This window comes from Nocardioides sp. zg-DK7169, from assembly GCF_013155365.1.
Classification (GTDB): domain Bacteria; phylum Actinomycetota; class Actinomycetes; order Propionibacteriales; family Nocardioidaceae; genus Nocardioides.
Genome location: NZ_JABJRA010000011.1, coordinates 117758 through 130195 on the forward strand (window position 1 = coordinate 117758; position 12438 = coordinate 130195).

General features: G+C 72.8%; 10 protein-coding genes. 3 read left to right on the forward strand and 7 right to left on the reverse strand.

Annotation, left to right across the window (positions count from 1 at the left end):
• Positions 1-45: 45 nt before the first annotated feature.
• From HOQ23_RS16650 to HOQ23_RS16675, 6 genes are all read right to left on the reverse strand, one after another.
• A complete protein-coding gene (locus HOQ23_RS16650; RefSeq protein WP_172215871.1) occupies positions 46-948 on the reverse strand; it encodes a phosphotransferase in 903 nt (300 codons plus the stop codon).
• A gap of 119 nt (positions 949-1067) precedes the next feature.
• The gene (locus HOQ23_RS16655; protein WP_172215873.1) at positions 1068-2021 is read right to left on the reverse strand and encodes an electron transfer flavoprotein subunit alpha/FixB family protein; all 954 of its coding nucleotides are present in this window, start codon (positions 2019-2021) and stop codon (positions 1068-1070) included.
• 36 nt (positions 2022-2057) lie between these two features.
• Positions 2058-2843, reverse strand: a complete 786-nt coding sequence (locus tag HOQ23_RS16660) for an electron transfer flavoprotein subunit beta/FixA family protein (RefSeq protein ID WP_172215875.1) — start codon at positions 2841-2843, stop codon at positions 2058-2060.
• 282 nt (positions 2844-3125) lie between these two features.
• On the reverse strand, positions 3126-4535 hold the full coding sequence (locus HOQ23_RS16665; protein WP_172215877.1) for an Ig-like domain repeat protein: 1410 nt from the start codon (positions 4533-4535) through the stop codon (positions 3126-3128).
• Positions 4536-4727: 192 nt separating this feature from the next.
• Positions 4728-5057, reverse strand: a complete 330-nt coding sequence (locus HOQ23_RS16670) for a hypothetical protein (protein WP_172215879.1) — start codon at positions 5055-5057, stop codon at positions 4728-4730.
• A 71-nt stretch (positions 5058-5128) separates the two neighbouring features.
• Positions 5129-5908: an enoyl-CoA hydratase/isomerase family protein gene (locus HOQ23_RS16675; RefSeq protein ID WP_172215881.1), complete on the reverse strand. Its 780-nt coding sequence runs from the start codon at positions 5906-5908 to the stop codon at positions 5129-5131.
• A gap of 115 nt (positions 5909-6023) precedes the next feature.
• Here HOQ23_RS16675 and glgX point away from each other — a divergent pair, with 115 nt between their 5' ends.
• From glgX to HOQ23_RS16690, 3 genes are all read left to right on the forward strand, one after another.
• A complete protein-coding gene (gene glgX, locus HOQ23_RS16680) occupies positions 6024-8171 on the forward strand; it encodes a glycogen debranching protein GlgX (protein WP_172215883.1) in 2148 nt (715 codons plus the stop codon).
• Positions 8172-8287: 116 nt separating this feature from the next.
• Entirely contained in the window at positions 8288-8809 is a 522-nt protein-coding gene (locus tag HOQ23_RS16685; RefSeq protein WP_172215885.1) for a SigE family RNA polymerase sigma factor, read from the forward strand.
• Complete coding sequence (locus HOQ23_RS16690; RefSeq protein ID WP_172215887.1) at positions 8806-9747, forward strand: hypothetical protein; 942 nt, start codon at positions 8806-8808, stop codon at positions 9745-9747. Before HOQ23_RS16685 ends, HOQ23_RS16690 begins: the two co-directional genes overlap by 4 nt.
• A 15-nt stretch (positions 9748-9762) precedes the next feature.
• Here HOQ23_RS16690 and glgP read toward each other — a convergent pair whose 3' ends face one another.
• Positions 9763-12330: an alpha-glucan family phosphorylase gene (gene glgP / locus HOQ23_RS16695; RefSeq protein WP_216654327.1), complete on the reverse strand. Its 2568-nt coding sequence runs from the start codon at positions 12328-12330 to the stop codon at positions 9763-9765.
• Positions 12331-12438: the final 108 nt, after the last annotated feature.

Here is a 12438-nt window from a genome sequence, read left to right on the forward strand (position 1 = left end):
CGCCGGGCGCACCGGCACGCCGGTCTCGCCGCTCCCCCGCCCCGCTCAGGTGGCGACGGCGTGCACGTCGCCGGTCGCGGCGATCGCACGCAGCAGCCCGGCCGCGGCGTCGGCCGCCGGGTGCTCGCCGGCGCGGACCGCGAGGTCGACCAGGGCCGGCAGGTCGGCCTGCCGGGCCAGGTCGAGCGCCGCCTCCGGATCGGTGCCGTGGCGCTGGCGCCAGGCCTCGAGCACGCCCGCGACGTACGCCGGGTCCCGGTGCAGGCGCAGGAGGCTGCCGAGGTCGGTGAAGGGGTGCCCGGCATGGGCGCGCTCCCAGTCCACCACCCCGGTCACGGAGAGCGTGGCCTCGTCGAGCAGCAGGTCGGCAAGGGTGAGGTCGCCGTGCACCAGCGAGGTGCGCCCGACGGACTCGAGCTCGGCCTCGACCTCGTCGGCGACCGCCCGGAGGGCGTCCACCTCCGCGGCGCTCCAGCCGGTCGCGGCGAGCGCCTCGGTCTGCCGGTCGACCCGGGTGGGCAGGTCCTCGGCGCCAGGCGCGACGCGAAGGTCGCCGTCGACGAACCGGCCGGCTCGCAGCTGCGGCATCGCGGCCAGGTCGGCGGCCACCGCACCCACCGCGCGGCCGAGCGCCTCGCGCTGCGGCGGCGCCAGGCGGGGCAGCAGCAGGTCGCCGCGGACCCCCGGGAGGTGCTCGGTCACCAGCATCGCCGGCATCCCGGTCGCCGCGTCGGCATGCCGTGCGTCGAGCACCGCGGGCACCGGGACCAGCCCGCGCACCAGGCGCAGCACCGACTCCTGGACCTCGGCGGCGTGCGGACCGTGGCGGGGGTCGGCGAAGATCCGCACCACGCTGCGCTCTCCGCCGGCCTCGGCCAGGAAGGTCTCCCCCGACCACCCGCCCTCGACCGGTTGCAGGGAGGCACCGACGGCGGCGAAGGGATCCACCCGCAGATCGTCCCACCCCGCCCGCGCGCCGCCCCCGCCGGTCGGCCGCCGGTCGAGACCCAGCGACGACGAAGGCCCCCGGCGAGTGCCGGGGGCCTTCGTGCGTGCTGCGGGTGAGATCAGCCCTTGCGCTGGTTGATCTGCTCGGTGGCGGCCGGGAGCACCGCGTGCAGGTCGCCGACGACGCCGAAGTCGACGAGCTCGAAGATCGGCGCCTCCTCGTCCTTGTTGACCGCGACGATGGTCTTCGAGGTCTGCATGCCGGCGCGGTGCTGGATCGCACCGGAGATGCCGTTGGCGACGTAGAGCTGCGGTGAGACCGTCTTGCCGGTCTGGCCCACCTGGAAGGTGTGCGGCATCCAGCCGGAGTCGACGGCGGCACGCGAGGCGCCGACCGCCGCGCCGAGGGAGTCGGCGAGACCCTCGATCGGCTCGAAGTTGCCGCCGGTGCCACGACCGCCGGAGACCACGATCGCGGCCTCGGTGAGCTCAGGACGACCGGTCGCCTTGCGCGGCTGGGCGGCCACGATCTGCGCCTTCTTGGCGTCGTCGGAGATCGTCGCGGCGAACTCCTCGACGGTGCCGGCGCCGGCGCCCTCGACCGGGGAGGTCGAGTTGGGCTTCACGGTGATGATCGGGGTGCCCTGCGTGACCTTGGCGGTGACGGTGAAGTTGCCCGCGAACACGCTCTGCGTGGTCACCGGCCCCTCCTGCACGTCGACGGCGTCGGTGATCAGGCCGGACTTCAGCTTGATCGCGAGGCGACCGGCGATCTCCTTGCCCTCGTAGCCGGAGACGATGAGGACCGCGGCGGGGGAGGTCTTCTCGACCAGCTGCTGGAGGACCTCGGCCTTCGGGGCCACCAGGTAGCCCTTCACCTGCGCGTCGTCCACGGTGTAGATCTTCTCGGCACCGAACGCGGTGAGCTTCTCCGCGGCCGCGGCGGCCTGGTCGGCGGCGCCGATGAAGACGGCCGAGGGCTCGCCGAGGCGCTTGGCCAGGGCCAGCAGCTCGAGGGTGGGCTTGCGGATCGCGCCGTCGACGTGGTCGACGAGAACCAGAACTTCAGACATCAGTGACTCGCTCCTCTACGCACTCTGAGCCGCGGCTCAGATGAACTTCTTCGACGCGAGGAAGTCGGTCAGCGCGGTGGCGCCGGAGCCGTCCTCGTCCTTGACGATCTCACCGGCGGTGCGCGGCGGGCGGGCCGCGGTCTCGAGGACCTCGGTCCACGCGGCGCCCAGGCCGACCTCGGAGGCGTCGACACCCAGGTCGGCGAGCGACCAGGTCTCGAGCGGCTTCTTCTTCGCGGCCATGATGCCCTTGAACGACGGGTAGCGGGCCTCGCCGGACTGGTCGGTCACCGAGAGGACCAGCGGCATGGTGCCGCCGATGACCTCGGTCGCGGTGTCGCCGTCACGCTTGACGCGCACCTGGTCGCCCTGGGTCTCGATGACCGAGGCGAAGGTGACCTGGGGCAGGTTGAGCCGCTCGGCGAGCATCGCCGGGACGACGCTCATGGAGGCGTCGGTCGAGGCCATGCCGCAGACGACCAGGTCCACGGGACCGGCCTTCTCGACCGCCTTGGCGAGCACCAGCGAGGTGGCGATGGCGTCGGAGCCGGCGATGGCGTCGTCGACCACGTGGATGGCCTTGTCGGCACCCATCTGGAGGGCCTTGCGGACAGCGTCCACGGCCTTCTCCGGACCGATGCAGAGCGCGGTCACCTCGGCGTCGCCGGACTTCTCCTTGATCTGGAGCGCCTGCTCGACGGCGTACTCGTCGAGCTCCGACAGCAGGCCGTCGACGCCGACGCGGTCGACGGTGTTGTCCGACTCGAACTGCCGGTCGGCAGTGGCGTCGGGCACGTACTTCACACAGACAACAATGTTCATGGCGATGGCCGGGACGGCCCCTCCTGTGGACTCGGATGTGAACGCGAGGCTACCGACAGAAGCGGTGCGTCAACACAGATGACCGCGTCGGCAATCTCACAGTCCCTCACAGTGCCAGTGGCACGGTCGATCCGCCGCATCGGTCCCGCACCGCGGACGACGGCGCCCCTCGCGGGCCCCGTGAGCGCGGACGCAGATCGGCCCCGGCGCGCAGATTCGCCGGGGCCGATCGGTTTCAGCTGGTGGTGCGTGCGGGTGGCCTGGACCAGGCCGCCCACGGGGTCACTTGATCTTGACGGTGATCGTCTTGCTCGACGCCTTGAACTTCTTGTTCCCGGCGTACTTGACGGTCAGCTTGTAGTTGCCCTTGGCGATCTTCTTGAAGACGGCCTTGGCCGTGCCCTTCTTGATGTTCACCGTGGCCTTGCCGACCTGCTTCTTGCCCTTCTTGAGCACCAGGGTCGCCTTGCCGGCGGGCTTGGCCTTGGCCGAGGTGACCGTGACCTTGGCCGTGAGCTTCTTGGCCTTCTTGGCGTACGCCGTCTTGACGGCGGTCTTGGTCGCGGCGGCAGGGGCCACCACGACGGGGGCCTCGGCCACGGAGACCTCGGCGGTCGCCGGTGCGGCGCCCTCGTTCATGGTGCAGTCGAGCGGGTAGGTGCTCTTCATGTTGCCGAAGCTGACGGTCATCGAGATGTCACCGTCGAGCCCGGTGACCGAGAGCGGCAGGCTGCCGGCGGCGGTCGGGGTGATCGGGGCGAAGGAGCCGGTCCCGGAGAGCTCGATGGCCTCGATCGGCGAGCCGATCGGGGTGGGCGTGGTCCAGGTCCGGTTCCACTCACCCAGGTCGACCGACGCGGTGCCGGCGGCGCCGCCGGCGGTGGTGGTCGCGTTGGCCACGACACCGATGGTCTTGGTGGGGCTGGTGACCATGTAGTCGACGAACGGCTGGCCGAACTTCAGCGACGTGGCGATCGTGGGCGTGAACGCCTTGCCGACGGTGGCCGAGGACGGCGCGGTGATCGCGTGCGCGATCTCCACGTCGTAGGTGTCCTTGCCGCCGAAGCCGCTCTCGGTCATGTCGATCTCGCACCGCGCGTTGCCGAACGGCGCGTCGTCGCCGACCGTGACGGTGCCGACCTTCTGGTCCTGGCCCTCGTCAGCGGTGCACGGGACGTTGACCGGCGCGTTGACCGCACCGACCGTGGCCTTCAGGGCGGCCGACACGGCGCCGACCTCGATGGCCGCGTCGCCCACGGCGGCGGGGGCGGTGAGCTCGGAGTCGACGGTGCCGGCGAAGACCAGCTCACCGGCTGCCGGCGTCCAGTCCGCGACCGGGATGGTGACGGTCTTCGACTCGCCGGCGACGAGCACCGCGACGTCGATGGTGCCGCTCAGACGGCTCACCGGACCCATGGCAGTGGTGCCCATGTCCAGGCTGGCCGAGATCGTCGAGGTGAACCCGGCACCCGGCGCCACGGCAGCGGCCGGCGTACCGACCTCGATGCTGAGCGTCGAGTCCAGGGTCACGGGGGCACCGAACCCGCTCATGACGCAGCTGTAGCCGAGGTCGGTCGGGGCCGCGTGTGCGGTGCTGATGCCGGCCATGGCCGGGACGAAGCTGAGTGCGCCGGCGGCAAGCGTGCCGGTCGCGACCGCCGCGGCGCGGCGGCGGAACGAGGTGGTGGTCATGTCTCTCCCTCTCCGTGGCCGCCCGTGCAGCGACCTGCGGGACCACGGCTCCTCCACGAAGCCGCGGTGCGACCGGGGGCGCCGGTCGTGAGGGAGACGCTAGGACCAGGAGCGAGAAAATATACGCTTTCAGATATATCTTCTCACATCGTGAGTGACCTGTAACACGTCCGAAACCTGGTCGGCGGGTGCTCAGGGCCGGATGATGCGCTCCAGCAGCCGGCCCACGACGAGCCACGTGATGGCGGCCAGTCCCCAGTTGAGCAGCGCGTTCTTGGTCTCGCTGTCGAAGTCCATGACGCCGGCGTCGCGGGAGAAGACGCCGAGGTCGACCGCGTCGGCGAGCTGCAGCACGAACCGCACCAGCTCGTTGGACTCGTTCGTCGCATCGATCGCGACCAGGAGCGCCCCCAGGGCCAGCACGAGCGCGAGCAGTGCGCAGATCGTCCAGGCGACCTGCGCGACCGCACGTCGCGCCCGTGCCGTGCCGTTGAGGGTGGTGGTGCTGCTCTGACGTGCCACTGGGGTTTTCCTCCGGGATCCTCGGACCAGACCGGCGAAGGATCGCACACCCGCGGCCGGCGAAGCAGGGCTCAGCGACCGACGAAGCTCGCCTTGCCAGGACCGTTGTCGATGAAGGAACGCATGCCGATCGTGCGGTCCTCGGTCGCGAACAGCGCCGCGAACTGCTGGCGCTCGATCTCCAGCCCGGTCCCCAGGTCGACCTCCAGGCCGCGGTCGATGCTCTCCTTCGCCGCCCGGATCGCGTACGTCGCGCCCCCGACGAACTGCTTGGCCCAGGCCACGGCCTCGGCGTACACCTCGGCGGCAGGCACCACCCGGTCGACCAACCCGATCGCCAGCGCCTCGTCGGCCTGGACGAAGCGGCCGGTGAACACGATGTCCTTCGCCTTCGCGGGACCGACCAGACGGGTCAGCCGCTGGGTGCCGCCGGCGCCGGGGATGATTCCGAGCAGGATCTCGGGCTGCCCGAGCACCGCGTTGTCGGCGGCGAGGCGCACGTCGGCGCAGAGCGCGAGCTCGCAGCCGCCGCCCAGGGCGTAGCCGGTGACCGCGGCGACCACGGGCTTCGGGATCGTCGCCACCGCGGTGAAGCAGGCCTGCAGGTCCCCGGAGCGGCGGACCATGTCGGTGTAGGACATGTCGACCATCTCCTTGACGTCGGCGCCGGCCGCGAAGACCCGCTCCCCGCCGTACACGACGACGGCCTTGACGTCCTCGCGCTGCGCCGCCTCGGTGGCCGCGGCGCGGATCTCCTCCTGCATCTGGGCGTCCAGCGCGTTCATCTTGGGCCGGTCGAGCCGGATCGTCCCGACGCCGTCCTCGACCTCCAGCCGCACGTACTCCGCCATCACATGTCTCGTCTCTCTCGGGCCCGGAACCGGACGAGCTGGCGCGCGGACCGGGCAAGGTCACGGGTCTGCATCATGCGCCCCGCATTGTGCACGCCCCTGCCAGACTGGCGCGGTGAGCCCCCGTGTCTGGAAGCACACCGAGGAGCGCGCCGCGGTCTGGCCCGGGCGCAACTACCCGCTCGGTGCCACCTGGTCACCGGAGGCGACCAACTTCGCCGTGCACGCGCCGAAGGCCACCGCGGCCTGGGTCTGCCTCTTCGACGACGAGGGCGGCGAGCAGCGCCACGAGCTCAGCGAGCAGCAGCTCGGCATCTGGCACGGCGCGATCCCGGGTCTGGCGCCGGGGACCCGCTACGGCTACCGCGTCGACGGGCCCTGGGACCCCGCGCGCGGCGCGCGCTTCAACGTCGACAAGCTGCTGCTGGACCCGTTCGCGCGGGCCGTGTCGGGCGACCTGGTCGTCGACCCCGCCGTCTTCGGCTACGTCCACGGCTCCCCCGAGACGCGCAGCACCACCGACTCCGCGCCCTTCGTCCCGCGCAGCGTCGTGCACCACGACGACTTCGACTGGGGCGGGGAGGTGCCCCAGCGCCGGCGCTGGCGCGACACCGTCATCTACGAGCTGCACGTCAAGGGGATGACCGCCCTGCACGACCGGGTGCCCGAGGAGCTGCGCGGGACCTACGCCGGGCTGGCCACCCCGGCGGTCACCGACTACCTGTGCGACCTCGGGGTCACCGCCGTCGAGCTGCTCCCCGTGCACGAGTTCGTCTCCGAGCCGGGCGTGGTCGAGCGCGGGCTGTGCAACTACTGGGGCTACAACTCGATCGGCTTCTTCGCGCCCCACCACGCCTACTCCGCCTCCGGCGACCGCGGCCAGCAGGTCACCGAGTTCAAGGCGATGGTCAAGGCGTTCCACGACGCGGGCCTCGAGGTCATCCTCGACGTCGTCTACAACCACACCGCCGAGGGCGGGCCGCTCGGCCCGACGCTGTCCTTCCGCGGCCTCGACGACCACCTCTACCAGCGCGTCGCCGCGGCGCCGGGCGAGCCGGTGTCCGACGCCTACTGGGACGTCACCGGCTGCGGCAACACCGTCGACGCCTCCTCCCCGTTCGGCCTGCGCCTGATCCTGGACTCGCTGCGCTACTGGGTCACCGAGATGCACGTCGACGGCTTCCGCTTCGACCTGATGTCCGCCCTGACCCGCACCGAGCACCGCGTCGACATGCGCTCGCACCTGCTCACCGCGATCGGGCAGGATCCGGTGCTGCGGCACGTGAAGCTGATCGCCGAGCCGTGGGACGCCTCGATGGACGGCTACCGGGTCGGGCAGTTCCCGCCGCCGTGGGTGGAGTGGAACGACCAGTACCGCGACGAGGTCCGCGACTTCTGGCGCAACCACTCCTCCGGCATCCGCACCGTCGCCACCCGCCTCTCCGGCTCCAGCGACCTGTACGCCGACGACGGGCGCTCGCCGTACAACTCGGTCAACTTCGTCACCGCCCACGACGGGTTCACCCTGCGCGACCTGGTCACCTACGAGCACAAGCACAACGAGGCCAACGGCGAGGACAACCGCGACGGCACCGACAACAACCGGTCCTGGAACCACGGCGTCGAGGGCGAGACCGACGACCCCGCCCTGATCGCGGTACGCCGCCGGCAGGCGGCGAACCTGATGGCGACGCTGTGCCTGTCCGCGGGGGTCCCGATGATCACCGCCGGCGACGAGCGCGGGCGCACCCAGCGCGGCAACAACAACGCCTACTGCCAGGACAACGAGGTCTCCTGGATCGACTGGTCGCCCGACGACGCCTGGCTGGACGTCTACGAGGTCACCAAGGCCGCGCTCCGGCTGCGCCGCGAGCACCCCACGCTGCGCCAGCGGCACTGGTTCGAGGGCCGCCCGACGATGCTCGACGGCCCCAAGGACCTGGCCTGGCTGCACCCGACCGGGCGCGAGATGGGCGCGCGGGACTGGCACGACCCGGAGCTGCGCACCGTCGGGATGTTCCTCAACGGCCACCCGCTGCGCGCCCCGGGCCCGCGCGGGGAGCAGCAGCACGACTCCTCGTTCATGCTGTGGTTCAACGCCGGCTGGCTGCCGCAGGCGGTGGACCTGCCCGAGAACGACTGGGTCCAGTCCGGGCGGGTCGTGCTGTCCACCGACGCCCGGCTCCCGGTCGGCACCGAGGTGAAGGCCGGCGAGCAGATCGTGATCGGTCGTCGCACGGTCGTGGTGCTCCAGGAGTCCTGACCGGGGCCCGGCCTCCCCGCCCCGAGGGGAGGAACTGGTCGGCCCACCCCGTCTGGCGTGGGACGCTCGCGGCTCGGGCTGCGTCGAACAGGACGTAGACCACCCCGAGGAGGGACATGAGCACCCAGGCGCGGGCGGCCCAGGAGGCCGCTTTCACCGAGTTCGCGCAGGCGCGGATGCCACACCTGTACCGGTCCGCGTGGCTGCTGTGCGGCGACCGGCACCGGGCGGAGGACCTCGTGCAGGAGACGCTGGCGCGGGTGTACGCCCGGTGGGGGCCGGCGATCGCCAACCCCGCGGCGTACGCCCAGACCACGCTGACCCGCACCTGGATCAGCCAGCAGCGGCGCCGCAGCACCCACGAGCGCCCGGTCGAGCGGCTCCCCGAGGCGCAGGCGCCGGCCGGCCAGGAGGAGCTGCGGCTCACCCTGCTCACGGCACTCGCCGGGCTCGAGCCCCTCGACCGGGCGGTCGTGGTCCTGCGCCACCTCGACGACCTCTCGACCGAGGAGGTGGCGCACCTGCTCGGCCTCAGCAACGGAGCCGTCCGCAAGCGCCTGATGCGGGCCCTGCAGCGCCTGCGCGACCACCTCGACGTCCCGTTCACCGATCTCGTGCCCGAAGGAGTCCCCTCATGACCGACCAGACGCTGGCCGACCTGCTCCGCCACGCCCCCGACGACCTCGACCCGACCACGGCAGACCGGATCCTCGGTGCTGCCATGACCAGCGGCACCCGGCGCCGCCGCGGGCGGCACCTGGCCATCGCCGGTGCCGCCCTCTCGAGCGCCGCCGTGCTGGCGCTCGCCGTCTCGGCGTCCGGGGTGGTGGGCGGCTCGGACCCGAGGAGCCCCGCCGTGGCCGGCGCGCCCGATCCGTCCCCGGCGGTCACGAGCGAGCCCGCCGCCGCTCCCGACCCCGGGGACGCCGACACCCGGGGCCCGGTGATCGCGACCGACCGGGCGATCGCCGACGACGCCGCGCTCCGCGCTGGCCTCACCGACCTGCTGGCCGGCGCCGGGGAGCTGAGCGGGCTCTCGGTCGCCGCCCACGAGACCTCGGACCCCTCGACCATCGGCGCGCCGCCGGAGGGTCGCCGCGTGGGCTTCCTGCTCGACGGCGGCGCGGCCTCCGTGGTGGTGCAGCGCTGGGACGGGATCGCCGCCGTCGGCAGCACCCTCGCGCTCGGTGACCCCTCGGGCGAGCGCCGGGACCGGATCGCGGCCGCCGGCCGCACTCCCGCGCAGGGCGACACCTCGATCGCCCCCGGCGAGATGGTCGCCACCACCGCGGCCGAGGCGTGCGCCGGCGCCTACCAGACCTACCCGGCCATCGAGTGCCGCGAGGCGCCCGCGGGCTGGTACTCCGTGGCCCGTCCCAGCCAGGGCGATGCCATGCCGGACAGCTACCGGGAGCTCCTGGTCAGCCTCTACACCCCGGACGGGTACGTCGTGCGGGTCGACTCCTTCAACACCCCGGGCGAGAAGGTCGGCCCGGTGGTCGCCGAGCAGCCGGTGCTCACCGAGGCGGAGTCCCTGGCGTTGGCGTCCTCGGACCTCTGGTTCGTGACCCGCTGAACCTGCTCGGCCTCGTCACGGGAGCGCGACGAGGCCGAGCTCGGCCGGCGCGACCAGCAGGTCGTGGCGCGGCAGCACCCGCACCGTGTAGCCGAACCCGCCGGCGTGGTCGAGGACGAGCTCGCCGTCGTAGCGGTGCCGGTCGCCCTCGTAGCTCTCCGCCAGGGTGAGCCTCGTGGTGGCGGGGTCGACCAGCTCGCGGGACTCCGTGGTCGTGCCGTGGAGCAGCTGGACCTCGACGTCGCCCGGGGCCAGCCCGCCGAGCGCCACGTAGGCCGCGACCCGCAGCGTGTCGCCGACCTGCGGCTCCTCGCCGGTGCCCTCGGCCTCGACGTGCTCGACACGGACCTCGTCCCAGCGCTCGCGCACCGTGCGCTTCCAGTCGGCGAGGTCGCGCGCGGTGCCGGCGTCGAGACGCCCGGCCGAGGTCGCGGCCGGTGCGTAGAGCGCCCGCACGTAGTCGCGCACCATCCGGGTGGCCAGCACCTTCGGGCCCAGCGAGTGCCAGGTGTGGCGCAGCATCTCCACCCAGCCCTGCGGGACCCCGTCGGCGTCGACGTCGTAGAACCGGGGCGCCACCTCGTCCTCGAGCAGGTCGTAGAGCGCCTCCGCCTCCAGGTCGTCGCGGCGGTCGGTGTCCTCGATCCCGTCCGCGGACGGGATCGCCCAGCCGTTCTGGCCGTCGTACCACTCGTCCCACCAGCCGTCGAGGATCGACAGGTTCAGCCCGCCGTTGAGCGCCGCCTTCATGCCCGAGGTGCCGCACGCCTCGTAGGGACGCAGCGGGTTGTTGAGCCACACGTCGCACCCGGGGTAGAGCGGCTGCGCCATCGCGATGTCGTAGTCGGGCAGGAACACGATGCGCCGGCGCACCTGCGGGTCGTCGGCGAACCGGACCAGCTCCTGCACCAGTCGCTTGCCGCCGTCGTCGGCGGGGTGGGCCTTGCCGGCGACGACCAGCTGGACCGGGTGCTCGGGGTGCAGCAGCAGGCGCCGCAGCCGCTCGGGGTCGCGCAGCATCAGCGTCAGGCGCTTGTACGACGGGACGCGGCGGGCGAACCCGATCGTGAGCACGTCCGGGTCGAGCACCCCGTCGGTCCACGCGAGCTCGGCGGGCGCGGCCCCGCGCTCCTCCCACGAGGCACGCAGCCGGCGGCGGGCCTCGGCCACCAGCCGCTCGCGCAGCCGACGCTTGAGCGACCAGAGCTCCTCGCCCGGGGCGCTGTCGACCAGCGCGTCGAAGGACTCCGGCTCGGCGCCCTCCCCCTCGACGTCCACGCCGTGGCGCGCCGCCAGCTCGAGCAGCTCGCGGGCCACCCAGGTCGGGGCGTGCACGCCGTTGGTGATCGAGCCGATCGGCACCTCGGCCTCGTCGAAGTCCGGCCAGAGGCCGCGGAACATGTCACGCGAGACCTCGCCGTGCAGCCGGGAGACGCCGTTGGAGCGCTGGGCGAGGCGGAAGCCCATCACCGCCATGTTGAACACCGCCGGGTCGCCGCCCTCGTAGTCCTCGACGCCGAGGTCCAGCACCCGCTCGACCGGGACCCCCGGGGTGACTCCGCCGGTGCTGAAGTACTGCTCGACCAGGGAGCGCGGGAACCGGTCGATCCCGGCGGGCACCGGGGTGTGCGTGGTGAACACCGTCGACGCCCGGGCGACCTCGAGCGCGGAGTCGAGGTCGAGCCCCGGCCCGTCCGGGTCGGCGCTCAGCTCGCGCAGCCGCTCCACGCCGAGGAAGCCGGCGTGCCCCTCGTTGGTGTGGAAGACCTCCGGCGCGGGGTGACCGGTGAGGCGGGCGTGCACGCGGAGCGCGCGGACCCCGCCGACGCCGAGCAGGATCTCCTGGCGCAGCCGGTGCTCGGACCCGCCGCCGTAGAGCCGGTCGGTGACCTCGACGTACTGGTCGGGGTTGCCGGCGACGTCGGTGTCGAGCATCAGCAGCGGGACCCGGCCGACCTGGGCCACCCAGATCCGGGCCAGCAGGTCCGGGCCGGCCGGCATCGCGAGCCGGACCAGCGCCTCGCTGCCGTCGGCCTCGCGCAGCAGCGAGATCGGCAGGCTCGCGGGATCCAGGGAGGGGTAGGACTCCAGCTGCCAGCCGTCGCGGGCCAGCGCCTGGCGGAAGTAGCCGTGTCGGTAGAGCAGCCCGACGCCGACGATCGGCACCCCGAGGTCGCTCGCGGCCTTGAGGTGGTCCCCGGCCAGGATCCCCAGGCCACCGGAGTACTGCGGCAGCACCGCGGTGATCCCGAACTCCGGGGAGAAGTAGCCGATGGCGGACGGGAGCCGCTCCCCCGCGGCCACGCGGCGCTGGTACCAGCGCTCACCGGTGACGTACGCCGTGAGCGCGGCGCGGGCGGCGGCCAGTCGCTCCAGGAAGCCGGGGTCCTCGGCCAGCTGGGCGAGCCGCTGGGGCTCGACCCGGGCCAGCAGCGCGACCGGGTCGTGGCCGCTGCTGCGCCACAGGTCGGGGTCCACCTCCGCGAAGAGGTCCTGAGTCGGTGGGTGCCAGACCCAGCGCAGGTTGAGGGCGAGCTCCCCCAGGGCCGACAGCGCGGCGGGGAGAACGGGACGGACGCTCATTCGTCGGATCGCACGCACCGTCCGACCGTAGCCCAGCCCCGGGCCCCGGGGCAGCCGTCCGGGGACCGCCCCGTGACGCTCGCGTGACGGTCCTGTGACGGCCCCGGG